Origin of the sequence: Streptomyces huasconensis, assembly GCF_021028635.1 — a bacterium.
GTDB classification, from domain to species: Bacteria; Actinomycetota; Actinomycetes; order Streptomycetales; family Streptomycetaceae; genus Streptomyces; species Streptomyces huasconensis.
Map to the genome: position 1 here is coordinate 788,662 of NZ_CP086119.1, position 24,082 is coordinate 812,743.

Sequence of the window (24,082 nt, forward strand, 5' to 3'; positions counted from 1 at the left end):
ACAGCCCCCCAGGAGGCGGACATGACCAGCGCGCACCGGCACAAGAGCGGCAGCCAGCCGTGGCTTCACCAGAAGGGAGCGGAGATCCAGCCGTTCGGCACGGTCAGGCAGCTGCCGATCGGCCTGTCCTACGAGGCGCGGATGTACGCCTGCCAGCGGCTGAACCATCTGCTCGCGGACACCCAGATGCTCTACGCGCTCTACAAGAAGCATCACTGGCTGATGCGGGGCGCCACCTTCCACCAGCTGCACTTGCTGCTCGACCAGCACGCGTCGGCGCAGCTCGCCGTCGTCGACGCGCTCGCCGAGCGGGTGCAGAGCCTCGGTGGGGTCGCGGTGGGCGACCCTCGGCACGCGGCGGAGATCACCTCGGTGCCCCGCCCGCCGGACGGCGTCGAGGAGGTCCCCGCGATGCTGTCGCGGCTCCTCGAGGCCCACGAGACGATCCTCGTCAACGCCCGCGACGCGGCGCACCGCCTGGCGGAGCTGGGCGACGACGGCAGCAACGACCTGCTCGTGTCGGAGGTGATTCGCGGGGGTGAGGCACAGGCCTGGTTCCTCGCCGAGCACCTGGTGGAGACGCCCCTGGTGCGCCTGCTGCCCGACGCGGAGCCGGAGGCCGCCCCTATTCGTGCGTGAGCAGGCCCGTGCGCAGCTCGGCCAAGGTGCGTGAGAGCAGCCGGGACACGTGCATCTGCGAGATGCCGAGGGCGGCGCCGATCTCGGCCTGGGTCATCTCCTGGCCGAAGCGCAGCTCGATGATGCGGCGCTCCCGCTCGCCGAGTTCCGCCAGGAGCGGTGCCAGGGCGTGGAGGTGCTCGAAGACCTCGATGGCGGGGTCGGGGGCGCCCATGACGTCCGCGAGCGAACGGCCACTGCGGTACGTCTCGCCCTCCTCGGCCGAACCGTGCGGGGCGTCCAGGGACCCGGCCGCGTAGCCGTTGGCGGCGACGATCGCCTCCAGCGCCTGTTCCTCGGTCACCTTCAGGTCGGCCGCGAGTTCCTTGACGGTGGGCTCGCGGCCGAGCGCGGAACTCAACTTCTCCTGGGACTGCGAGAGTTGCGTACGGAGTTCCTGGAGCCTGCGCGGTACGTGCACGGCCCAGCTGGTGTCCCGGAAGTGGCGCTTGATCTCGCCGAGGATGCAGGGCACCGCGAACGAGACGAACTCGTGGCCGCGGCTCATGTCGAAGCGGTCGATCGCCTTGATCAGGCCCACGGTCCCGACCTGGACGATGTCCTCCAGCTGGCCGCTGCCGCGATGGCGGAAGCGGCCCGCCACGTAGTGCACCAGCGAGAGGTTCATCTCGATGAGGGTGTCGCGCGTGTACGTGTGCTCGGGCGTGCCCTCCTCCAGTGCCCCGAGCCGGTCGAAGAAGAGCTTGGACAGCTCCCGCGCGTCCTTCGGCGCGACCTCGGAGGCGTCGATCCGCGGCAGCGGCACCCGCGCGTCCGCTGCTCCCTCGGCCGGCCCGAAGCCCTGTCCGACGCCCTGGTACTCATCGATGGTCCGAACAAACATCCCTGGTCCCCACAGTCTCGACATGCACGGCTCAGCTCGCGGTGACCGCGAACACGGTCCCTTCGGGGTCCGCCAGTACGGCCTCCCGCCGGGACCCGAGCCCTCTCGGCGCCGAGACGAGACCACCGCCCCACCGCACGGCCGCGGCGGCGGTCGCGTCGACGTCGGCCACCCGGAAGGACGTGTGCCAGCGGTGCCGTCCCCCGGCACCGGGCGCCGCCCCGTCCACGAGCGCGGCGACCGCGCGTGGCCCGTCCCGCACCACGATCCGGTCGTCCACGTACTCCACGGAGCAGCTCTCGCCGGGCTCGCCCGCCCAGCCCAGTACGCCGCCGTAGAAGAGGGCCGCGGCGAAGATGTCCCGGGTGTACAGCTCCAGGCGGGCGACCGGGCCCTCGCCCACCCTCCACTGCTCGTCGGGGGCGTGGTGCCGCAGCCCGAAGACCGCGCCCTCCGGCCCCGCCGCCATGGCGGCCCGGCCGCTGCCGGTGGTGAGCGGGCCGACCGCCACGGTGGCGCCGCGCTCGCTGAGCCGGCCGACCGCGCGGTCCACGTCGTCGACGGCGAAGTACGGCGTCCAGCCCAGGTCGGGGCCCGCGCAGTGGCTCTGGCCGAGGGTCGCGACCGGCGCCCCGGCCTTCAGCATCAGGGAACGCGCCCGGCCCTGCGTGCCGATCAGCGGCACGTGGCACCAGCCGAGCACCCGGCCGTAGAACTCCTCGGCGGCGCGGAGGTCCCGCACGGCCAGGCTCAGTCCGCACGGCGCGCCGAGCCCCTCCCGGGAGCCGCCGCCCGGCGGGGCGCCCGGGCCGGGCCGCGCGGACGGCCGTCCGGAGGGCGCGGTCGGCCGCGGTCCCTGTCCGCCGGGCGGTACGGGGGCGGGTGAGCCTGCCTCGGGACCTGACGCGGCGGGCCACTGGCCGCCGGGCCGCACGAGGCGCAGCTTCCTGTTCTCGCGGGGCGTCCCGCCGCCGGTCCACGCGGTCCGGAGTCCGGGGGCCTGCCCGGATCGGAGTCCCTCGCGCGGCACCGGCCCCTCCTCCTCGGCCCGCCGCCTGCTGCTGGTCACACCGATGTCCCTTGGCACAGCCTTCTCCTCAGCCGGTTCCTGCGGTCAGTCGTGTGATTCCGCGGACGGAGGCCCGTATACCGGGACCTTTTGCGCTCGTGGCCGGGACCAAGGCCACTTCTTGGCCGGACCTCAGGACCCCCGGGCGGGTACGCGGGCGGGATTCCGGCCCCGGTGTGAGACTGCCTGTGAGGTGGTGATCACAGATGTCGACCCAGTCCAGGGTGCCCGGTCCCGGAGAGCAGCTACTCGAACAACTGCTCGCCGCCGCGCACGCGGCGACCCCCGGGGAGCTGCCCGCCCTGGTGCAGCAGTTCGCCGAGGTCTCCGGGCTCGACCGGATCGACGTCTATCTGGTCGACCTCCAGCAGCGGTATCTCGTGCCGCTGGCCGAGGGGCCGTCGGCCCTCGCCGTGGACACGACCGTCGCCGGTTCGGCCTACCGGGCCCATGAGCTGCGCCTGGAGGAGCTGCCGCACAGCCGGATCACCACCTGGCTCCCGCTGATCGACGGCGTCGAGCGCCTCGGCGTCCTCGGAGCCACGGCGTCCGGCCTCGACGGATCGCTGCTGCGGCGGTGCCGCACGCTCGCCTCCATCCTGGCCATGGTGATCACCTCGAAGCGCGCCTCCAGTGACACCTTCGCCCGGCTGACGCGGTCCGAGACCATGAGCCTGCCCGCCGAGATGCTCCGGGCGTTCCTGCCGCCCCGCACGATCGGCAACTCCACCGTCATCTCGACCGCCGTCCTCGAACCGGCCTACGACATCGGCGGCGATGTCTTCGACCATTCCCTGACCGCCTCCACCCTGCACGTGAGCATCCTCGACGCCATGGGCCACAACCTCCTGTCCGGCCTGACGACCGCCGTCGCGATGGCCGGCTGCCGCAACGCCCGCCGGGCCAAGGTCGAGCTGCCGGAACTCGTCGACAACGTCCAGGAGGCGCTGGCCCGGTGGCTGCCGGAGCAGTTCTGCACCGGAATCCTCGCCCAGCTCGATCTGGCGGGCGGTGTCCTGCGGTGGTGCAACTGCGGCCATCCGCCGCCCCTGCTGATCCGCGACCACCGCGTCCTCGACCACGCCCTGGAGCGGTCCCCGCAGCCGCCCCTGGGGACACCCGCCGCTCTGGCCGGCGCCAAATGGGACGTGCACGAGGAGGCGCTCCAGCCGGGCGACCGCGTGCTGATGTACACCGACGGCGTGACGGAGCTGCGTACGGGCGGCGGCGCCGAGTTCGGCCTGGAGCGGTTCACCGACAGCATCATCCGCGCCACGGCGGCGGGCGAATCGGCCCCCGAGGCGCTGCGCCAGCTCATCCACTCCATCCTCGACCGGCAGGACAACCAGCTGCGCGACGACGCGACGCTGCTGCTGCTCGAATGGCTGCCGCCGGACACCCGCTGACCGACTGCCGCTGCGGGCGCGGGGCACTGCCCGCGTGCCGGAACGTGTGTTCTGGATCAGGGTGGATACACGGCATGACGACGGCACCGCCGCGCGTGAAGGAGTGCGAAGACCATGGACGACGACGGCGTCATGGGTGACGAGGTCTACCAGCCCGATGGGGACGGGATCCGTGAGGACGCGGGCATCCTCGACGCCGAGGACACGCTGAGCGACCGCGCGTCGGACCCCTACGACGAGGGGTGGTCGCCTCCCGAGCGCCCTCTCGGGGTCGATCACACCGGGGTCACCGCCGAGGAGCGGCGCGAGGGCGAGAGCCTCGACGAACGGCTCTCCGAGGAAGTGCCCGACCCCGCGCTCCAGGTCCCGGGACCGGCCGAGTACGACGACGGCATCGGCGACACGGTCGACACCGACGGTGAGCCGATCGACGAGGCGGAGGTGGGCGTCGTGCGAGCCGGGCGCCTGTTCGCCCCGGACGAGGGCGCGGCCGAGGACCCGGAGGATGTCGCCGCGCAGGACATGTTCGGCGAGGACATGGGCGTCGACGGCGGGGCGGCCTCCGCCGAGGAGGCCGCGGTGCACGTCGTCTCCGACTTCAGGGAGTCCGGCGACTGAGCGGTCCGCCACGGCGGTCACCGGGAGGGACGCATGTCGATCCGGTCGCGCATGTCGATCCGGACGAATTGGGATGACTTGTCATAACTTATGGCCGATCCCGTTCCGCTGGCTCCCCCTCCCCTGGAGATCTCATGAACCCTGCCCTGACGCGTGCCCTCACTCTCGGCGCGGGCCTGCTGCTGGTGACCTCCCCCCTCGCCGCGGCGTCCGCGCTCGCCAGCTCCTCCGACACCCCGCCGCGTCCGGCCGCCCAGGCGGCACCGCGGCCCGCGCTCCTCGCGAAGACCACGGTGAACTCGGTCAGGAGCTGGCAGCAGTTCCGCGTCCACGGCACCGACAGGCACCTGCGCGCGGGCACACGTGTGACCCTGCAGCAGCTCCAGCACAACAAGTGGGTCAGCCTGCCCGCCCAGATGAACACCAGCCACACCCACACGTACAACCTGCGCGTCATGCTGGGCATGAAGGGCGTCAACAAGCTCCGCGTCATCGGCGGCGGCGCCACCTCCAACATCGTCCAGGTCAACGTTCGCTGACGCCCTTTCAGGTGCGACGGCAGCCGCCTGCCGTCACTCCGGACGCAGCCACACCGTGGCGAGCGGCGGAAGGGTGACGCGCAGGCGGGCCGGACGGCCGTGGGCGCCCTCCGGCTCGGGCTTCAGCGGGTCGGCGTTGCGGATGTCCCCGCCTCCGTAGCGGGCGGCGTCGGTGTTGAGAACCTCGTGCCAGGCGTGAGGCTCCTCCGGGACACCCAGTACGTACTCCCGGCGGACCACCGGCGCGAAGTTGCAGACCGCCAGCAGCGGGCTGCCGTCCTCCGCGTGGCGCAGGAACGCCAGGACGTTGTCCTGGGCCGCGTCCGTCACGATCCACGAGAACCCGGCCGGCGACGTGTCCTGCTCCCACAGGGCGGGCGTGGCCCGGTAGTGGTGGTTGAGGTCCCGTACCAGCAGCTGCACGCCGTGATGGTCCGGCCGCGCGGGATAGGCGGGGTCCAGGAGGCCCCAGTCCAGGCCGTCTTCCTGCGACCACTCGGCGCCCTGTGCGAACTCCTGCCCCATGAAGAGGAGTTGCTTGCCGGGGTGGGCCCACATGAAGCCCAGGTACGCGCGGTGGTTGGCCCGCCGCTGCCACCAGTCGCCGGGCATCTTGGAGACGAGCGACTGCTTGCCGTGCACCACTTCGTCGTGCGAGAGCGGCAGGACGTAGTTCTCGCTGTAGGCGTACACCATCGAGAACGTCATCTCGTTGTGGTGGTACTCCCGGTACACCGGGTCACGGCTGATGTACTCCAGCGAATCGTGTGACCAGCCCATGTTCCACTTCAGGCCGAAGCCGAGGCCGCCGAAGCCGTCGGGGCCGGTGTGGTGGGTGGGGCGGGTGACGCCGTTCCAGGCCGTGGACTCCTCGGCGATGGTGACGACGCCGGGGTTGCGGCGGTAGACGCTGGCGTTCATCTCCTGGAGGAAGGCGACCGCGTCCAGGTTCTCCCGGCCGCCGGACTCGTTGGCGGCCCACTGGCCCTCCTCGCGTGAGTAGTCGAGGTAGAGCATCGACGCCACGGCGTCCACCCGCAGCCCGTCGACGTGGAACTCCTCGCACCAGTAACTGGCGTTGGCGACGAGGAAGTTGCGCACTTCCTTGCGGCCGTAGTCGAAGATGAGGGTGCCCCAGTCGGGGTGTTCGGCGCGCCGGCGGTCCTGCGGCTCGTACAGGTGCTCCCCGTCGAACGCCGCCAGCGCCCAGTCGTCCTTCGGGAAATGGGCGGGCACCCAGTCCAGGATGACGCCGATGCCCGCCTGGTGCAGCGTGTCGACCAGGTACCGGAAGTCGTCCGGTGTGCCCATGCGGGACGTCGGGGCGTAGAAGCCGGTGACCTGGTAGCCCCAGGAGCCGCTGAAGGGGTGCTCGGCCACCGGCATGAACTCCACGTGGGTGAAGCCCGCCTCGGTGACGTACTCCGTGAGCTGCTCGGCCAGTTGACGATACGTCAGACCGGGCCGCCAGGACGCCAGATGCACCTCGTACACCGAGAAGGGGGCACGGGTCACCGGGCGCTCGGCACGCCGCGCCATCCAGGCGTCGTCGCCCCACGCGTACGACGACCGCGTGACCACCGAGGCGGTGTTCGGCGGGACTTCGGCGCGACGGGCCATCGGGTCCGCGCGCAGCGTGTGCGTGCCGTCGGCGCGGGCGATGTCGAACTTGTACAGCGTCCCCTCGTCGAGCCCGGGGACGAACAGCTCCCACACGCCGGTCGAGCCCAGCGAACGCATCGGGTACGCGGAGCCGTCCCAGCAGGAGAAGTCCCCGCAGACCCGCACACCTCGCGCGTTGGGCGCCCACACGGTGAAGCGGGTGCCGGACACCCCCTGGTGGATCATGGGGTGCGCGCCCAGCGCCTTCCACAGTTCCTCGTGCCGCCCCTCGCCGATCAGGTGCAGGTCCAGTTCGCCGAGCGCGGGCAGGAAGCGGTAGGGGTCCTCGTACTCGTGTACGGCGCCCGGCCCGTCGTAGGTCACACGCAGCCGGTACGCGGGGATCGAGTCGAGCGGCAGCACACCGGAGAAGAGGCCCTCGCCCATGCCGGTCAGCGGCACCTCCCGCTCCTCGGTGAGGAGCGTCACCGCTCGGGCGTACGGGCGCAGGGTGCGGAAGGCGATTCCGCCGGGCACCGGGTGTGCGCCGAGCAGGGCGTGCGGGTCGTGGTGGGTGCCCGACAGCAGGCGCCGCCGGTCCTCCGCGGCGAGCGGGGCCGCGGGGACGCGGCCGGTGCCGGTCGTGGGCGTGGGAGCGGGTGTTGCGGTGGTGTCCACGGTTCAGCTCTCCTCTGCGAGGCGGGCGATCGCCGCCATCGGGACGGCCAGCCAGTCGGGGCGGTGCCGGGCCTCGTAGAGCGCCTCGTACACCGCTCGGTCCGTCTCGTAGGCCCGCAGCAGCTCCGGTTCCGCGTGCGGGTCCCACGTCGACTCGGCGGCGTACCCGGCGCAGTAGGCCTCCCGGCACCGCCGCACCCACTCGGAGCGCCACGGGGGGCGGGAGTGGGCCGCGTAGTCGAAGGAGCGGAGCATTCCCGCGATGTCGCGTATGGGTGCCTGGACGCGGCGGCGCTCGTCGAGGGGCCGGGCCGGTTCGCCCTCGAAGTCGATGATGAACCAGCGCTCCTTGGCCCTGAGCACCTGCCCGAGGTGCAGGTCACCGTGGATGCGCTGGGCCTGGCGGCCCTGGCCGCGGGCCGCGACGGCGGCGTAGGCGGCCTTCAGGCGCGAGACGTACGGGACGAGTTCCGGCATCTGATGGGCCGCGGTCTCCAGACGCCCGGTCATGGCGGCGGCGAGCCGGCCGCAGTCATAGGGGTCCGGCGGCCCCGACCCGAAGGCCTGGGCGAGGGCGAGGTGGACCTCGGCGGTGGCGCGCCCCAGTTCGTAGGACTCGTCGGTGAAGTTCTCGCCCCGGCTGAGGGACTGGAGTGCCAGGGTCCAGCCGTCCGTCGCCTCGGGCAGGAACGGCTGGAGGACGCCGAGGGTCGCCTTGTGCGGCTCGGTGGTCCAGAACCAGGCCACGGGGGCGGGGACGCGGGGGCAGTCGACGCGGGCCAGCGCCCAGGGCACCTCCAGGTCCGGGTTGATGCCGTACTGGACGCGGCGGAACAGTTTGAGGATGAAGGCGTCGCCGTAGACCAGTGAGGTGTTGGACTGCTCTCCGTCGAGCAGGCGGGGCGGCAGGCCTTCGGGCACGACGGTCCGCGCGTCCCGTTCGAAGCGCAGGGGGCCCATCTCGCCGGGTGTGCGCAGGCGTTCGAGGAGCAGCCCCGCCGACCAGGGGTCCAGGAGGGCGTCGTACACGGTCAGGCCCGCGAGCGGCCCGGCGTCGGGGCGGCCGACGACGGCGTGGTGGAGCCGGGGCGGCAGGTGTTCGCGGACGCCGAGAACCAGTTGGTAGCAGTCCTCGGGCGGTCCCGCGGGGCCCGAGCGGATCAGCAGGTGCAGACAGCCGGGGTGCAGCTCGGTCACGGACAGCACGGCCAGGTCGGTGACGGGACGGCCCTTGCCCGCGAACCAGCGCTGCCGGGGCAGCCAGTCACGGAGGAGCCCCGCCAATGAGGTCAGCAGCCGAGGAGGGCTGAGGCTGCCGGGCGACTGTGATGCGGTCTTCAGCATGCGACACGTCCCTTCAAAGGCGCACCGCGGGTGCGGCCGGACGTCGTGGCTGTTCGGTCAGCCGGAACCAGTAGAAGCCGTGGCCCGCGAGGGTGAGGAGGTAGGGCAGTTCACCGATGGCCGGGAAGCGCACCCCGCCGATCAGCTCGACCGGGTGGCGTCCGTCGTAGGCCCGCAGGTTCAGCTCGGTGGGCTGCGCGAAGCGGGAGAAGTTGTGCACGCACAGGGCCAGGTCGTCCCCGTACTCGCGGAGGAAGGCGAGGACGGCGGGGTTGGTGGAGGGGAGTTCGGTGTAGGTGCCGAGGCCGAAGGCGGGGTTCTGTTTGCGGATCTCGATCATCCTGCGGGTCCAGTGCAGGAGGGAGGAGGGCGAGGACATGGAGGCCTCGACGTTGGTGACCTGGTAGCCGTAGACCGGGTCCATGATCGTGGGGAGGTAGAGGCGGCCGGGGTCGCAGGAGGAGAAGCCGGCGTTGCGGTCCGGGGTCCACTGCATGGGGGTGCGCACCGCGTCGCGGTCGCCGAGCCAGATGTTGTCGCCCATGCCGATCTCGTCGCCGTAGTAGAGGATCGGCGAGCCGGGCAGGGACAGCAGCAGGGCGGTGAAGAGTTCGATCTGGTTGCGGTCGTTGTCCAGCAGGGGCGCCAGACGGCGGCGGATGCCGATGTTGGCGCGCATGCGCGGGTCCTTGGCGTACTCCGCGTACATGTAGTCGCGCTCTTCGTCGGTGACCATCTCCAGGGTCAGCTCGTCGTGGTTGCGCAGGAAGATGCCCCACTGGCAGCCCGAGGGGATCGCCGGGGTTTTCGCGAGGATTTCGGAGACGGGGTAGCGCGACTCACGGCGTACGGCCATGAAGATGCGGGGCATCACGGGGAAGTGGAACGCCATGTGGCACTCGTCGCCGCCCTTGGAGAAGTCCCCGAAATAGTCGACGACGTCCTCCGGCCACTGATTGGCCTCGGCGAGCAGGACGGTGTCGGGGTAGTGGGCGTCGATCTCGGCGCGGACCCGCTTGAGGAACTGGTGCGTCTGGGGGCGGTTCTCGCAGTTCGTGCCCTCTTCGGCATAGAGGTAGGGCACGGCGTCCAGGCGGTAGCCGTCGACGCCCAGGTCCAGCCAGAAGCGGAGGGCGGCGAGGATCTCTTCCTGGACGGCGGGGTTCTCGTAGTTGAGGTCGGGCTGGTGGGAGAAGAAGCGGTGCCAGAAGTACTGCTTGCGCACCGGGTCGAAGGTCCAGTTGGACGCTTCGGTGTCGACGAAGATGATGCGGGCGTCGCCGTACTGCTTGTCGTCGTCGGCCCAGACGTAGTAGTCGCCGTAGGGGCCGTCCGGGTCGGTGCGCGAGGCCTGGAACCACGGGTGCTGGTCGCTGGTGTGGTTCATGACGAAGTCGATGATCACGCGCATGCCGCGCTGGTGGGCGGAGTCGACGAACTCCACGAAGTCGGCGAGGTCCCCGAACTCGGGCAGGACGGCGGTGTAGTCGGAGACGTCGTAACCGCCGTCGCGCAGCGGGGACTTGAAGAAGGGGGGCAGCCACAGGCAGTCGACCCCGAGCCATTGCAGGTAGTCGAGTTTGGCGGTGATGCCTTTGAGGTCGCCGATGCCGTCGCCGTTGCTGTCCTGGAAGGAACGCACGAGTACTTCGTAGAACACGGCGCGTTTGAACCAGTCGGGGTGCCGGTCCTTGGCGGGCGTGTCCTCGAACGTGTCCTGGACGGGCTCGTTGACGATCATGATGTGGGTGACCCTCCGTTCTCCCCCGGCTCCGGCCGGACCAGCACGTGCGCGCCGCCCGGGCGAAGACGCACGTAGTTGGTGCTGCCCCAGTGGTAGGTCTCGCCGCTCAGCTCGTCGCGCACCGGCACGCCGACGTGCGAGTCCAGGCCGAGCTGCGGCATGTCCAGGGAGACGGTGCCCTCCTGGGTGTGGTGCGGGTCGAGGTTGGCGACCACCAGGACCACGTCGTCGCCGTCGCGCTTGCTGTAGACGATGAGCGCGTCGTTGTCGGCCCGGTGGAAATGGAGGTTCCTGAGCAGGTGCAGGGCGCGGTGGCGGCGTCGCAGCGCGTTGAGCGTGGTGATGAGGGGGGCGATGGTGCGGCCCTCCCGCTCGGCCGCCGCCCAGTCCCGCGGGCGCAGTTCGTACTTCTCCGAGTGCAGGTACTCCTCGCTGCCGGGCCGCACCGGGGTGTTCTCGCACAGCTCGAAGCCGCTGTAGACGCCCCAGGTCGGTGAGAGCGTCGCGGCGAGCACCGCGCGCACCTCGAAGGCCGGGCGCCCGCCCTCCTGGAGGTATCCGGGGAGGATGTCGGGCGTGTTCACGAAGAGGTTCGGGCGCAGGTACGCGGCTGTCGCGACGGAGAGGTCGGTCAGGCACTCGGTGAGTTCCCGCTTGGTGTTGCGCCAGGTGAAGTAGGTGTACGACTGCTGGAAGCCGACGCGGGCCAGCGCCCGCATGATCTCGGGACGGGTGAAAGCCTCGGCGAGAAAGATGACGTCCGGGTCGGTGCCGTTGATCCGGGCGATCACCTCCTCCCAGAACACCACCGGCTTGGTGTGCGGGTTGTCGACCCGGAAGATCCGCACGCCGTGCCCCATCCAGAACCGCAGCAGCCGTTCCGTCTCCGCGACCAGCCCCGGCAGGTCCTTGTCGAAGGCGATCGGATAGATGTCCTGGTACTTCTTCGGCGGGTTCTCCGCGTACGCGATGGAACCGTCCGCCCGCTGCCGGAACCACTCCGGGTGCTTGTCCACCCACGGATGGTCCGGCGAGCACTGCAACGCGAAGTCCAGCGCCACCTCAAGGTCCAGATCCCGCGCGCGCCGCACGAACGCGTCGAAGTCGTCCAGCGTCCCGAGGTCCGGATGCACGGCGTCGTGCCCGCCCTCCGGTGAACCGATCGCCCACGGCACGCCGACATCCTGTGGGCCCGAGGAGAGGGAGTTGTCGGGGCCCTTGCGGCATGTGACGCCGATCGGGTGAATCGGCGGCAGGTACACCACGTCGAAGCCCATGTCCGCGATGGCCGGCAGGCGCTCGGCCGCCGTGCGGAACGTCCCCGAGACCGGGGGCTCGCCCTCGCGGACCACCGCGCCCTCCGAGCGCGGGAAGAACTCGTACCACGACCCGAACAGCGCCCGCCTCCGCTCCACGAGCAGGGGCAGGGCGTGCGAACGGGTGACGCGTTCCCGCAGGGGGTGCCGCGCGAGGACGGCCTCCGTCTCCGGTGTCAGCGCCGCCGCCAGGCGGGCGGCGGGCGGGCGCGAGGTGTCCCGCAGCGCGTCGGCGGCGTCCCGCAGCGTCCGGCGGCCCGTGCCGTCCGGCACTCCGTCCGGCCCTCCGTCCGGCACTCCCTCCGCGGCGCGCTCGAACAGCAGCGCCCCTTCCTCAAGGGTCACTTCGGTGTCTAGACCGGCCGGGATCTTGATCTCGGCGGCCCTGCGCCATCCGGTCACCGGGTCCGCCCACGCCTCCACGGCGTACGTCCAGTGCCCCTCGGCGTCCGGGGTGACCTCCGCGCCCCAGCGGTCGCTGCCCGGCGACAGTTCACGCATCGGGGTCCAGGTGCCGCCGCGGCCGTCGGGGCCGCACAGCACGACGTTGGCGCCGACCGCCTCGTGCCCCTCGCCGAAGACCGTGGCCGTGACCTGGAAGCTCTCTCCGGGTACCGCCTTCACGGGGCGCCGGCCGCAGTCGAGCACCGGGCCTACGTCGAGGACGGGCACGGTGAGGACCGGCGGCACGGCGCGGGGAGCCGGTTCCCGCACCCCGGATGAGCGCGCAGGCGCGGAACGCGCCGCCGAGGAACGTGGCGACGCGGCCGGGCCCGACTCCGGAGCTGGGGTCATCGCTCTCTCCTCTGCCACGCTCGGCCGTACGGGTCGAAGACAACTTCCGCGCACCGACGACGCCTTCACGCCGGGCGCCGTCACGCCGGGCGCCTTGTGCTCCTGCCGTCGCGTCGGCCGCAGCCCGAGGTAGTGCTCGGCCGCGTCGGCGGCGGTCCGTGCGGTCAGCTCGCCCATCAGCACGCACAGGGTGTACGCGGTGTTCTCGAAGTGCGTCCGCACGGTGCGGTCCGCCGGGTCCGCGAGCAACAGCCGCTCCCAGGCCCGGTATTGGTCCAGATGCCGCGCGACCTCAGCTTTCGTAGGCAGCAGCATCACGCTGGTCACCTTCTCGTTCTCCGGACGTGTGCACGGCGCACCTGGCTGGTGCCGGGCCGTGGCACACGTAGAGGAATGGGCGTGTTTCGCCGGTCAAGCTTCCCGACCCATGGTGCACGTGTGAACACGCAGCGTCCTGTTGGATCTTCAACGACCGGGGCTGACCTGCTCGTGTTGCACGGATGGAGCAGTGCTCTCACCCTGAGACTGACTCAGAAGCGATCACTGCTCACGCTTCGTGCTCGGGGCTCGGCTCACAGAGCCGATGAAGGGCTCACAGAGCCGATGAGGACCGGGGCTTCGCTGAGAGGAGCCAAGCGCGATGAAGACTGCAATCCCCTGCTATTACCACCTAGAGGTGGAGATCAGCCCGGAGAGGATCGACCAGGTCAGGCGCATTCTGGCCGCACATCTCCGGCACTGGGGTCTGGGGATTCTCGCCGAACGGGTGTGCCACTGCGCCGGTGTGCTGCTCGGCGCGATCGAGGAACACGGGACGGACAAGAACGCCGTGGTCGAGATGTGGTGGAACGGACAGCACCTCATCACCGCCGTGTCGGACAACGAACCCGACCTGCCCCGCCCGCACTACGGGCCGCAGGGCTGCCTGGCGCAGATCGCGGCGCTCAGCGACGGCTGGGGCAACTACCCGGGGACCAACGGCAAGATCATCTGGTTCTCGCACCGCGCCCGGTGCCCCGAGCGCGCCCCGCTGGCCCCGACGCCGCCCGCGCCCACGCTGCGCACGGCGCGTCAACTGCCGCGCGAGGTGCCCGTCTCCGCGCTCGCGGCGCCGCCCGAGGAGGAGCCGGTGACCATCGGCTCCGCTCCGGGCGCCGCCCAGCGGTCCGGCGGATCATGGCCGAAGATGGGGGAACGAACCACAGCGTCGTCTCCCGAGTCACGTACGCCGTCCGCCAGGTGAGCGCCCCGCTCACGCGGCGGCACGCCACAGGCCGCGGCGTCCCCCGCCCGGGAAGCCGCGGCCCGTCGGCGTCTTCGGACGTCATTCGGGCGTCCTTCGGGCGCTGAGGCCCGACCCGAGACCACGTTCACCCGTACGGAGGCAGCAGCGTGCGCACCTGGACCGGACGCCCTTTCCCCCTGGGGGCCACCTACGACGGCGAAGGCACCAACTTCGCCCTGTTCAGCGAGGTCGCCGACCGTGTCGACCTCGTACTCATCCACGAGGACGGCACCCACCGCGACGTCACCCTCTCGGAGGTCGACGGCTTCGTCTGGCACTGCTACCTGCCCGGTGTCGGGCCGGGCCAGCGCTACGGCTACCGGGTGCACGGCCCGTGGAACCCCGCCGCCGGCCACCGGTGCAATCCCGCGAAGCTGCTCCTGGACCCCTACGCACGGGCGCTCGAGGGCCAGGTGGACAACCACGCGTCTCTCTACGAACGCGCGGCGGACGGACCCGATCCGGCCGACAGCGCCGGTCACACCATGCTCTCGGTGGTGACCGACCCGTCCTTCCCCTGGGAGGGCGACCAGCCGCTCAGGCGGCCGTACGCCGACACCGTGATCTACGAGACACATGTGCGCGGCCTGACACTCACCCATCCGGGGGTCCCCGACGAACTTCGCGGTACGTACGCGGGTCTCGCCACGGAGGCGGTCATCGACCACCTGCTCGCGCTGGGGGTGACCGCCGTCGAGCTGATGCCGGTGCACCAGTACGTGCAGGACGGCTTCCTGCGCGACCGGGGCCTGTCCAACTACTGGGGCTACACCTCCATCGGCTTCTTCGCCCCGCACAACGCCTACGCGGCGCGCGGCTCCCGCGGCGAGCAGGTCACCGAGTTCAAGTCGATGGTCAAGAAGCTGCACGCGGCCGGGCTCGAAGTGATCCTGGACGTGGTCTACAACCACACGGCGGAGGGCAACGAGAACGGTCCGACCCTCGCCTTCCGCGGCATCGACAACGCCTCGTACTACCGCCTGACACAGGACGACCCGGCGCACTACTTCGACACCACCGGCACCGGCAACAGCCTGCTGATGCGCCACCCCAACGTCCTCCAGCTCGTGATGGACTCGCTGCGGTACTGGGTCACGGAGATGCACGTCGACGGCTTCCGCTTCGACCTGGCGGCCACGCTCGCGCGCCAGTTCTACGAGGTGGACCGGCTGTCCGCCTTCTTCGACCTGGTCCAGCAGGACCCGGTGGTCGGCCGCGTCAAGCTCATCGCCGAACCGTGGGACGTCGGCGAGGGCGGCTACCAGGTCGGCAACTTCCCGCCGCTGTGGTCGGAGTGGAACGGCAAGTACCGCGACTCGGTGCGGGACTTCTGGCGCGGCGAGGAGCACTCCCTCGCCGAGTTCGCCTCCCGGCTGACCGGCTCCTCCGACCTGTACCAGCACGACCGCCGCCGACCGCGCGCCAGCATCAACTTCGTGACCGCGCACGACGGCTTCACCCTGCGCGACCTCGTCTCGTACAACGACAAGCACAACGAGGACAACGGCGAGGACAACCGGGACGGCGAGAGCATGAACCGGTCGTGGAACTGCGGCGTCGAGGGGCCCACCACCGACGAGGCCGTCCTGGAGCTGCGCGCGCGCCAGCAGCGCAACTTCCTCGCCACGCTCATGCTCTCGCAAGGCATCCCGATGCTCGCCCACGGTGACGAGCTGGGCCGCACCCAGCGGGGCAACAACAACGCCTACTGCCAGGACAACGAGATCTCCTGGATCGACTGGGACCTCGACGACGAACAGCGCGACCTGATCGAGTTCACCCGGCGGGCGATCGCGTTGCGCGCCGCGCACCCGGTGCTGCGCCGGCGCCGCTTCTTCCGCGGGGAGACCGCGACGCACGACGGCCAGCCGCTGGCGGACCTGGTGTGGCTGCGGCCCGACGCGCGCGAGATGACGGAGGCCGACTGGCAGCGGGGCGACGCCCACGCGGTCTGCGCCTTCCTCAACGGTGACGCGATCGCGGAGCCGGACTCGCGCGGCAGGCCCGTGGTGGACGACTCCTTCCTGCTCCTGCTGAACAGCTACCGGGAGCCGGTCGTCTTCCGGCTGCCGGGTGCCACGTACGGGGAGCGCTGGTCGTCGCGGATCGACACCACCGACCCGCTGGGCGTCTCGGACGAGACGGAGCACAAGGCGGGCGGCGTGGTCACCGTCGAGGCGCACAGTCTGCTGCTGCTCTCGCGGCCCTCCCTCTCCCGGCGTCGTATCACCGGATCGGCGGACCGGGCGGCGAAGGCGCGCTGAGATCGCGCCGAGTGGCGCGGCGCCCACCCCTTTGCCCACACTGAAGGGCGGCAGGGCGCCGAGCCTCCCGCTGAGCCCGAAAGCACAGGTGCCAGGCTGTTCTCTCCAGGGCACCTCGATTTCCAGGACGGGTCGCACATGCACCACGACAACAGGATTCCGCCGGCTCCGGACGCCTCGACGGCCCCGGACGGGGGCACCCGCCGTTCCCGGACCGGGTCGGTGCTGAGCGAGGCGGCGGTCGGGGCGCCCTGCTGGGTCAGCCTGACGGCACGAGACCTCACCACCGCACAAAGGTTCTATGGGGCCGTGATGGGCTGGCGGTTCCGCCCGGCCAAACTCGGCGAGCAGTTCTCCGTCGCGACGGCCCACGGCGACCCGGTCGCGGGCGTCGGCGCCATCGCGTCCTCCCTCCAGATCGCCGCCGCCTGGACCCCCTACTTCGCCGTCCTGAGCGCGGACGAGACGGTGAGCCGCGTGCGGGAGCGCGGCGGGACCACCGCGGTCGGGCCGATCCCCTTCCCCAACGGACGCGCGGCCCTGCTGTCGGACCGCGACGGCGCCGTCTTCGGCATCTGGGAGGGCGAGATCCTCACCAGCTGGCGCAGCGAGGTCCACTCGGCGCCCGCCTGGCTGCGGCTGCGCACGCGCGACGCCTTCGACGCCGCCATTTTCTACGGCGAGGTCCTGGACTGGGCGTGCGGGCGTCCCGAGTGCTGCGAGGTGCTGTACGAGCAGGACGAAGTGGTGGTCTACAGCGGGGGCCGTCCGGCGGCCCGGCTCAGTTCGGGGGCCGTCGAGGCCGACCCCGACCCGGCCGTACGCCCGCACTGGCAGGTCCACTTCACTGTCCCGGACGTCGAGGCGTGTGTGCGGGCCACGGCCGAGAACGGCGGGCACGTGGTCGACCAGGACCTCCACGCCCGCCCGCCCTGGGCGACGCTGCGGGACTCGGACGGCGCGCAGTTCAGGGTCGTCGCGGGAGAGAGCGGCACGTCGGCGCAGCCGCGGGCCTGACCGCGCGGCTCACGTGTGTCACGACGGCACACGTGTGTCCCAACGGCTCACGTGTGTCCCGACGGCTTATGTATGTCCCGACGGCTCACGTATGTCCCGACTCCTGGCCCCTTCGGTCGCGGCGGCCCAGCGCGCGCTGAGCCGTGCAGAGGAGACCCGCTCCGAAGCGGGCGCGCAGGGCGGCCCGCGCGGCGTTGGCGCCCGGCGCCCCGTGCACTCCGCCGCCCGGGTGTGCCGAGGCGGACGCGAGGTAGAGACCGGGCACCGGGGTCTCCGGGCGGCCGGTGCCGGGCACGGGCCGGAAGACGAGCTGCTGGTGGATGCTGGTGGTACCGGAGTTGATCGCCCCGTTCCGCAGGTTCGCGTTCATGCCTTCGAGGGCGGGGGGCGTCAGCACGCGCCGGGCGATGATCTGTTCGCGGAAGCCGGGGGCCAGCCGCTCGATCTGCGCCTCCACCCGGTCCGCCATCGCCGCGGCCTCCCGCTCGTCCCAGGCACCCGTCACGGCGTCCTCCCCGGCGTCGCCCTTGATGCGCTGCGGCACATGGGTGTACGCCCACGCCGACTCGGTCCCGGCCGGCGAGCGCGCGGCGTCGGACGTGGTCATCTGGCCGACGAGGGCGAACGGCCTGTCGGGCACCAGGCCCCGCGCGATCTGGGCGGCGAACCGCGTCAACTCGTCCACCCCCTCGGCCACATGGACCGTGCCCGCCCCGTGAGCGCCCTCCGCCGACCACGGAATCGGCCGGCTCAGGGCCCAGTCGACCTTGAACGTGGCGAAGTCCCACTGGAAGCGGCGCAGATCGTCCAGAAGGCGGGACGGCAGGTGGGCGGCGTCGACCAGGCGTCCGTACAGGTCGGGGGCGGCGACGTCGGCCAGCACCGCCTTGCGTGCCACGACCCCCTCCCCCGAGGCGGTGCGCACGCCGACCGCCCGGCCGCCGCGCACCACCACTTCGGTGACGCGCTCGCCGCAGCGCACCTCCACGCCCCGCCGGTTCAGCCGCCGGACCAGGGCGTCCGTCAGCGCGCCCGAGCCACCCGCGGGGACGGGGAAGCCGTGCGTCTGGCCGAGCATGGACATCAGCCAGCCGAAGCCGCCGCTGCCCGCCGCCTCGGGGGCCAGATCCGCGTGCAGGGCGTTGCCCGCCAGCAGCAGCCGGCCGCCCTCCCCCGCGAACTCCTCCTCGCCCAGCCGACGCACCGGCAGCACGAGGGAGCGGGCCACGCGCAGACCGCCGCCCGCCCTGACCCGCGCGGCGAGGCCGAGCCCGGCGCGGACCGGCGGGAACGGCGTGAACAGGGCGCCCATCAAGGGCTCCTGCAGGTTCTCCCACATGCCGTAGAGGCGTTCCCAGCTCGCTCCGTCGCCGGGGGCGAACGTGTCGAGCGAGGCACAGGTCAGGTCGCGGTCGCGGCTCAGCACCGCGCAGCGCCCGTCCGCCAGGGGGTGCGCCAGTACCCGCTCGGCGTGGGACCAGCGCAGGCCCTCGCGCTCCAGCTCCAGGGCGGCGAGGACCGGCGAGGCGGCGGCGAGCGGGTAGAACGCGCTGAACACGTCGCTGACGTAGTCGGGGTGCACGCCGCGGTCGCTGCGTACGGCACCTCCCGGCTCGTCCTGGGCCTCCAGGACCACGACGCTCCAGCCCGCGTCGGCCAGGAGGTTCGCCGCCACCAGTCCGTTGGGCCCCGCGCCGATCACCACTGCGTCCGGCATGTCCACTCCCCTTTACGTTCGATCCGCCGGTCCGTCGGGCGGCGGGCTATGCCTCGGCGGTCCGCTGGGCGCTCCCGTGCCTGCGGGGGCCGCCCTCACCTTGTTCGACGAGCTTCGCCAGGCGGCTCAGCATGCTGCGGTGCCGGACCTGGATGAGGGCGTCGACCGCGGCGTTGTGCAGGACGCCGCCGGGTCCCTGGAGGGGGTGTTCGTCGACGATCACCAGGGTGTGGTCGCCCCAGGGCCGCACCTCGATGGCGATGCGGGCGGTGCCGAGCGCCCCACTGAACGCCTCCAGTTCGAGGCGGTTCGGCTTGTCCAGATGGCGCACCACGGTGTTCCCGGCCACCTGCCAGGGGCCGACCCGGACGGTGTACTCGATGCGCGAGCCCACCGCCGGCCACGTGGTGTCCAGCGGCCGGGAGTCGTGCGTGCCGACCACCCAGTCGGCGTACCGGTGCCCGTCCTCCAGCACCTCCCACACCTTGGAGGGCGGCCTCTTGACCAACTGGTGGCGTACGGCCACGTCATGCCTCCTTGTCCAGGACCGGCCTGTGCGGCCGGCGCGTGCGCGGGGTCCGCGCGCTTCTCGCTGCTGTTGTCCATCTGTTCTCGGTCATCAGCGCTGCTCTTGGTCATCAGCCCACCGCAATCTCGCGCGGCACGCCACACGAGGCCGTGGGCGGCGGTCACCTGCCCGCGGCGTTCGGGGAGCCCACGCTGTCTGTGCTGTCGGTCTCCGGGTTCCCCCCGATGGCCGCGAGGTCACTCAGAAGGCGTTGTGTGTCCGCCGTCAGGCCGCCGAGGGCAGGTGTCACCTCGTAGCGGCTGTCCGTGAGCAGCTCCGCCAGCCGGGCGTGCGCCGCCCTGGCCGCCCTCATGGCACGGCTGCGGTCCCGCACTCTCTCCGGGGGGCTCTCCTGACCGGCGGGGCGGGTGTCGCTGTCGTCGAGTTCGCACACGTCGCCCGCCGCGCGCAGCAGCTCCGCGAGGATGCCCGGCGCGTCCCGCGGCAGGTCGCCGAGGGACGGCCGGTCCTCGCGCGTCTCGGTGACGGTGCGCACGGTCGTCCTGATGTGCTCGGTGATCCTGTCCCACGTGAAGTCCCAGTCGGCAGGCGGCGGGTGCGGCACGGAGCGGCGCAGTTTGCGGCCGGGGTTGAAGCGGTAGCTCTCGTCGGACCAGCGCCGCGCGGTGCGCAGATCCGTCATGAGGTCGGTGAGCCGCTGCGCCCGGTCGTACCAGCCCTGGGCCTTCTTCGGGTCATACGTCTCCTTCTCGATGCCGTCCGCGACGGTGTGCAGCAGGTCGGCGCTCTCCTGGGGCAGCCGCTTGCGCAGATGCCATACGTCACGGCCGTGCACCGGCGGTAGCACCAGCGCGTTCACGGCGATGCCGATGACGGCGCCGAGCAGGGTCTCGAAGAGGCGGTGCAGGATGTCGAGGCCCGAGTAGGTCCCGTACGCGAGGACGAAGAGAGCCGCCGTGGGGGCGTAGACCCCTTGGGTGCCGAAGCGGGCGTACGTGCTCAGGAGCACGGTGATGGGCAGGACGATCGCCATCGCGGCGAGCGAGTTGTTGCCGGTCAGGACCGCCGCTCCGGCGGCCAGCAGGGTGCCCAGCATGACCACCGCGAGTTGCTGCGTCGCGGAGCGCACCGAGCGGTAGACGGTGCTCTGCACGAGGAAGAGCGCCGTCCACGGTGCGAGGAGGGCCATCGGCGCGCTCCACCACCATCCGGCCAGCGCCCAGGCGAGCACCCCGGCGCCGGCCGCCTTGAGCGACTGCACGGTCGTGTCGCGTTCCGGACCCGAGGTCGTGACGGCCCTGCGGGCGGAGCGCCACAGGGCCGAGGCGTCCTGGCTCAGCGCGTTCCACCGGATGGTGGTCGCCTCCTCCTGTTGTCCTCTTGTCGTCGATGGGTTCGTCGGTCGGTTTGTCGGTCGGTCGTCGCGGCGGCGCGGCGAGGGCCTGTCGGCCGACGGAGAAGGCGGCGGGTCACGGCAGCGGCGTTCCGCCCGTGGCGTTCATGATCTCGGCGGTGATGAAGCTCGCGTGGTCGGAGGCGAGGAAGACGTACGCGGGCGCCATCTCGGCGGGCTGCGCGGGCCGTCCCAGCGGCGCCTGCTTGCCGAACTCCTTGGTGTCGGGCAGCGTCGCGGGGATCAGCGGCGTCCACACCGGGCCCGGGGCGACGGCGTTGACGCGGATGCCGTCGTCGACCAGCATCTGCGCGAGCCCCTGGGTGAAGGTGACGATGGCGCCCTTGGTCATGGCGTAGTCCAACAGGTGCGGGCTCGGCTTGTACGCCTGCACGGACGTGGTGTTGATGATGGACCCGCCCGCCGGGATGTGCGGCACGGCCATCTTGCAGAGCCAGAACATGCCGTACAGGTTCGTCTTGACCACCTGGTCGAACTGTTCCGTGGAGATGTCACCGATGCCTTCCGGCTGCGACATCTGGTAGGCGGCGTTGTTGACGAGGACGTCGATCCGGCCGAACTCCTCCACCGCGCGCTCCACGAGCCTGCGGCACTGCTCCTCCTCGCGGATGTCGCACGGCACGGCGATCGCCCGCTGCCCGGCCTCCTCGACGAGGCGCACCGTCTCCCGGGCGTCGCCCGCCTCCGAGGGCAGGTGGGTGAAGAGCACGTCGGCGCCCTCGCGTGCGAAGGCGAGCGCGACGGCCCTGCCGATGCCGGAGTCACCGCCCGTCAGCAGCGCCTTGCGGTCCTTCAGCAGGCCGCTGCCGCGGTACGACTCCTCGCCGTGGTCCGGCGGCGGGTCCATCGCGCCCGTCCAGCCCGGCGGCTGCTGGTCCTGCTGGGGGAAATCGGGCTGGGGGTGGCGGGTGGTCGGGTCCTGCCCGCCCTGTGCGCCGGGGGTGTCACTCATCTGCTGTGCCTCCTGCTCGTCCTTACCACCCTCCGTCGCGAGGGCGGCTCCCACCACTTGAGCCGGGGTGGGAGCCGCGCTCGGGTGCCCGTGTGCGCGGCCGTGAAACAGATGGGGCCGGACGTGGCTCAGTGGCCCCCGGTCAGTCCGCCGCTGAGCTTCTCGTGGATCTGGGCGCTGGGCTGGTTCAGGCCGACGATCTCGACCGTCTTGCCGCGCTGCTCGTACTTGGTCTCGATCGCGTCGAGGGCGGCGACGGAGGAGGCGTCCCAGATGTGTGCGGCGGTCAGGTCGATGACGACCTTGTCGGCGCCGGTGGCGTAGTCGAACTGGGTGACGAGGTCGTTGGAGGAGGCGAAGAACAGCTCGCCGGTGACCACGTAGACGACCTGGGCGCCGTCGGGGGCCTCGACCGGGGTGACGGTGGCCAGGTGGGCCACGCGCTTGGCGAAGACGACCATGGCGGTGATCGATCCGACGACGACGCCGATGGCGAGGTTGTGGGTGGCGATGACGCAGGCCACGGTGACGGCCATGACGGTGATCTCGCCGGCGGGCATCCGCTTCAGCGTCCTCGGGGCGATGGAGTGCCAGTCGAAGGTCGCGAACGAGACCATCACCATCACGGCGACCAGGGCGGCCATGGGGATGTCGGAGACGACGGGCCCGAAGACGATGCAGAGCACCATGAGGAAGGAACCCGCGAGGAAGGTCGACAGGCGTGTGCGGGCGCCGGAGACCTTTACGTTGATCATGGTCTGGCCGATCATGGCGCAGCCGCCCATGCCGCCGAAGAAGCCGGTGACGATGTTGGCGATGCCCTGGCCGATGGACTCGCGGGTCTTGGAGGAGTGGGTGTCGGTGATGTCGTCGACCAGTTTGGCCGTCATCAGCGACTCCATCAGGCCGACCAGCGCCATCGCGAGCGCGTAGGGGGCGATGGTGGTGAGGGTGTCGAGCGTGAAGGGCACGTCGGGCATGCCCGGCGCGGGCAGCGACGACGGCAGCTCCCCCTTGTCGCCCACGGTCGGCACCGCGATCCCGGCGGCGACCGTGATGACCGTGAGGACGGCGATAGAGACGAGCGGGGCCGGGACCACCTTGGTGACCTTCGGCAAGAACACCATGAGCGCGAGGCCGCCGACGATCAGCGGGTAGACGGCCCAGGGCACGTCGCGCATCTCCGGCACCTGGGTCATGAAGACGAGGATGGCCAGGGCGTTGACGAAGCCCACCATCACGCTGCGCGGCACGAACCGCATCAGCTTGGCGACGCCGAGGGCGCCGAGGGCGATCTGGATGACCCCGGCCAGGATGACGGCGGCGATCAGGTGGCCGAGGCCGTGCTCGCGGTTGAGCGGGGCGATGACCAGGGCGACGGCACCCGTCGCGGCGGAGATCATGGCACGGCGCCCGCCGACGATCGCGATGGTCACGGCCATGGTGAAGGACGCGAACAGGCCGATCGCCGGGTCGACTCCGGCGATGATCGAGAACGAGATCGCCTCGGGGATCAGCGCGAGGGCGACGACGAGTCCGGCCAGGACCTCGGTGCGCCACACCTTCGGGTCCGACAGCCAGTCGGGCTTGAGGCCGCGCAGGCGCGCGGCCGGGGACGGCGTGGACGGGGTCGGCGTGGACGTGGTCGGCGTGGACGTGGTCGGCGTGGACGTGGTCGGCGTGGGCAAGAAGAGTTACCTGTCGTGCTCGGGCACGCCTGGCATCACCGTGGACGTGCGGAGAGGTGCGGGGAGGTGCGGGAGGCCGGGGCGGCCGGCCAGGGAGCCCGCGTGCGGCGGGCCGAGGACCAGGAGCCTGGCGCGCACGCCGGGCGCCCGCGCGGCTCTCAGGGGCGAAGCGTCACGGCGGACAGACAGCGGCGCCTGGCTTCCTGGGCGTGCGCACGCTGTCTCCTACGGCCGGGGGGCGTCGTCGGCCCCGAGGAACTTCTCACTCTACCCGGCGAGGTCTGCCGACACCCGATCTGCCAGCGCCCGAGCGGAACGTTCGGGACCGGTAAATCGTCGCTGCCGCAGGGACATGCGAACGGAATCGCCCCGCATGCTCCACATCATCTGCACGCAAGCCTTGACCAACGGTTGATGGCTGTACGAGTTCCCAGCTCAGGGACTCTTATTACTCATTCTTTGGCAAGAATTTGCTCTGTCATCTGTCCGTAATGCAATGGCAAAGTGAGAGTCACACCGGCCGTCCAGGCTGTGTTGCACCGGAGTGACGAGCAACCACTGTGACCCAGTGGCTCGTTCGGCC

18 protein-coding genes are annotated in these 24,082 nt (G+C 71.4%); 7 read left to right on the plus strand and 11 right to left on the minus strand.

Annotated features, from left to right (window positions below; all coding sequences use genetic code 11):
- Positions 1–21 precede the first annotated feature (21 nt).
- Entirely contained in the window at positions 22–639 is a 618-nt protein-coding gene (locus J2N69_RS03450; RefSeq protein ID WP_230899394.1) for a Dps family protein, read from the plus strand.
- Here J2N69_RS03450 and J2N69_RS03455 read toward each other — a convergent pair.
- Positions 626–1,522: a SigB/SigF/SigG family RNA polymerase sigma factor gene (locus tag J2N69_RS03455; protein WP_230899395.1), complete on the minus strand. Its 897-nt coding sequence runs from the start codon at positions 1,520–1,522 to the stop codon at positions 626–628. The two genes, J2N69_RS03450 and J2N69_RS03455, sit on opposite strands and share 14 nt — an antisense overlap.
- A 31-nt stretch (positions 1,523–1,553) precedes the next feature.
- Positions 1,554–2,591: a VOC family protein gene (locus tag J2N69_RS03460; RefSeq protein WP_230899396.1), complete on the minus strand. Its 1,038-nt coding sequence runs from the start codon at positions 2,589–2,591 to the stop codon at positions 1,554–1,556.
- 206 nt (positions 2,592–2,797) lie between these two features.
- On the opposite strand from J2N69_RS03460, the gene J2N69_RS03465 reads away from it, so the two are divergent.
- The 3 genes from J2N69_RS03465 to J2N69_RS03475 all read left to right on the plus strand — a co-directional run bounded on the left by J2N69_RS03465 (position 2,798) and on the right by J2N69_RS03475 (position 5,154).
- On the plus strand, positions 2,798–3,997 hold the full coding sequence (locus tag J2N69_RS03465; RefSeq protein WP_230899397.1) for a PP2C family protein-serine/threonine phosphatase: 1,200 nt from the start codon (positions 2,798–2,800) through the stop codon (positions 3,995–3,997).
- Positions 3,998–4,111: 114 nt separating this feature from the next.
- Positions 4,112–4,615: a DUF5709 domain-containing protein gene (locus tag J2N69_RS03470; RefSeq protein WP_230899398.1), complete on the plus strand. Its 504-nt coding sequence runs from the start codon at positions 4,112–4,114 to the stop codon at positions 4,613–4,615.
- Between the two features lie 134 nt (positions 4,616–4,749).
- A complete protein-coding gene (locus tag J2N69_RS03475; RefSeq protein ID WP_230899399.1) occupies positions 4,750–5,154 on the plus strand; it encodes a hypothetical protein in 405 nt (134 codons plus the stop codon).
- Between the two features lie 33 nt (positions 5,155–5,187).
- On the opposite strand, the gene glgB is transcribed toward J2N69_RS03475, so the two are convergent.
- The 4 genes from glgB to J2N69_RS03495 are packed head-to-tail and all read right to left on the minus strand — an operon-like array spanning position 5,188 to position 12,951.
- Entirely contained in the window at positions 5,188–7,434 is a 2,247-nt protein-coding gene (gene glgB / locus J2N69_RS03480) for a 1,4-alpha-glucan branching enzyme (RefSeq protein ID WP_230899400.1), read from the minus strand.
- 3 nt (positions 7,435–7,437) lie between these two features.
- A complete protein-coding gene (locus J2N69_RS03485) occupies positions 7,438–8,778 on the minus strand; it encodes a maltokinase N-terminal cap-like domain-containing protein (protein WP_230899401.1) in 1,341 nt (446 codons plus the stop codon).
- 13 nt (positions 8,779–8,791) lie between these two features.
- Positions 8,792–10,519 carry a maltose alpha-D-glucosyltransferase gene (treS, locus tag J2N69_RS03490; RefSeq protein WP_230899402.1) on the minus strand — a complete coding sequence of 576 codons (1,728 nt, stop codon included), beginning with the start codon at positions 10,517–10,519 and terminating at the stop codon, positions 8,792–8,794.
- Positions 10,516–12,951, minus strand: coding sequence for a maltotransferase domain-containing protein (locus J2N69_RS03495; RefSeq protein ID WP_230899403.1), 2,436 nt, complete (start codon positions 12,949–12,951; stop codon positions 10,516–10,518). Before J2N69_RS03495 ends, treS begins: the two co-directional genes overlap by 4 nt.
- Before the next feature lie 322 nt (positions 12,952–13,273).
- Here J2N69_RS03495 and J2N69_RS03500 point away from each other — a divergent pair, with 322 nt between their 5' ends.
- The 3 genes from J2N69_RS03500 (at position 13,274) to J2N69_RS03510 (ending at position 17,199) form a co-directional block, all read left to right on the plus strand.
- Positions 13,274–13,876, plus strand: a complete 603-nt coding sequence (locus J2N69_RS03500) for a pep a2 (protein ID WP_230899404.1) — start codon at positions 13,274–13,276, stop codon at positions 13,874–13,876.
- 149 nt (positions 13,877–14,025) lie between these two features.
- Complete coding sequence (gene glgX / locus J2N69_RS03505; RefSeq protein WP_230899405.1) at positions 14,026–16,182, plus strand: glycogen debranching protein GlgX; 2,157 nt, start codon at positions 14,026–14,028, stop codon at positions 16,180–16,182.
- Positions 16,183–16,320: 138 nt separating this feature from the next.
- Positions 16,321–17,199, plus strand: coding sequence for a VOC family protein (locus J2N69_RS03510; protein WP_230899406.1), 879 nt, complete (start codon positions 16,321–16,323; stop codon positions 17,197–17,199).
- 85 nt (positions 17,200–17,284) lie between these two features.
- Here J2N69_RS03510 and J2N69_RS03515 read toward each other — a convergent pair whose 3' ends face one another.
- From J2N69_RS03515 to J2N69_RS03535, 5 genes are all read right to left on the minus strand, one after another.
- Positions 17,285–18,916, minus strand: coding sequence for a phytoene desaturase family protein (locus tag J2N69_RS03515; protein ID WP_230899407.1), 1,632 nt, complete (start codon positions 18,914–18,916; stop codon positions 17,285–17,287).
- A 46-nt stretch (positions 18,917–18,962) separates the two neighbouring features.
- The gene (locus tag J2N69_RS03520) at positions 18,963–19,442 is read right to left on the minus strand and encodes an SRPBCC family protein (protein ID WP_230899408.1); all 480 of its coding nucleotides are present in this window, start codon (positions 19,440–19,442) and stop codon (positions 18,963–18,965) included.
- Between the two features lie 163 nt (positions 19,443–19,605).
- Positions 19,606–20,706 carry an FUSC family protein gene (locus J2N69_RS03525; protein WP_230899409.1) on the minus strand — a complete coding sequence of 367 codons (1,101 nt, stop codon included), beginning with the start codon at positions 20,704–20,706 and terminating at the stop codon, positions 19,606–19,608.
- A 208-nt stretch (positions 20,707–20,914) separates the two neighbouring features.
- Positions 20,915–21,811, minus strand: a complete 897-nt coding sequence (locus tag J2N69_RS03530; RefSeq protein WP_230899410.1) for an SDR family oxidoreductase — start codon at positions 21,809–21,811, stop codon at positions 20,915–20,917.
- A 128-nt stretch (positions 21,812–21,939) separates the two neighbouring features.
- Complete coding sequence (locus J2N69_RS03535) at positions 21,940–23,412, minus strand: SulP family inorganic anion transporter (RefSeq protein ID WP_230904558.1); 1,473 nt, start codon at positions 23,410–23,412, stop codon at positions 21,940–21,942.
- Between the last annotated feature and the right edge of the window lie 670 nt (positions 23,413–24,082).

Bases quoted from the DNA above. Each gene is read 5' to 3' on its own strand.
- J2N69_RS03510 (WP_230899406.1), top strand. From the start codon at position 16,321: ATGCACCACGACAACAGGATTCCGCCGGCTCCGGACGCCTCGACGGCC.
- J2N69_RS03450 (WP_230899394.1), top strand. From the start codon at position 22: ATGACCAGCGCGCACCGGCACAAGAGCGGCAGCCAGCCGTGGCTTCAC.
- J2N69_RS03475 (WP_230899399.1), top strand. From the start codon at position 4,750: ATGAACCCTGCCCTGACGCGTGCCCTCACTCTCGGCGCGGGCCTGCTG.
- J2N69_RS03485 (WP_230899401.1), bottom strand. From the start codon at position 8,778: ATGCTGAAGACCGCATCACAGTCGCCCGGCAGCCTCAGCCCTCCTCGG.
- J2N69_RS03455 (WP_230899395.1), bottom strand. From the start codon at position 1,522: ATGTTTGTTCGGACCATCGATGAGTACCAGGGCGTCGGACAGGGCTTC.
- J2N69_RS03530 (WP_230899410.1), bottom strand. From the start codon at position 21,811: ATGAGTGACACCCCCGGCGCACAGGGCGGGCAGGACCCGACCACCCGC.
- J2N69_RS03500 (WP_230899404.1), top strand. From the start codon at position 13,274: ATGAAGACTGCAATCCCCTGCTATTACCACCTAGAGGTGGAGATCAGC.
- J2N69_RS03515 (WP_230899407.1), bottom strand. From the start codon at position 18,916: ATGCCGGACGCAGTGGTGATCGGCGCGGGGCCCAACGGACTGGTGGCG.
- J2N69_RS03465 (WP_230899397.1), top strand. From the start codon at position 2,798: ATGTCGACCCAGTCCAGGGTGCCCGGTCCCGGAGAGCAGCTACTCGAA.
- J2N69_RS03470 (WP_230899398.1), top strand. From the start codon at position 4,112: ATGGACGACGACGGCGTCATGGGTGACGAGGTCTACCAGCCCGATGGG.
- treS (WP_230899402.1), bottom strand. From the start codon at position 10,519: ATGATCGTCAACGAGCCCGTCCAGGACACGTTCGAGGACACGCCCGCC.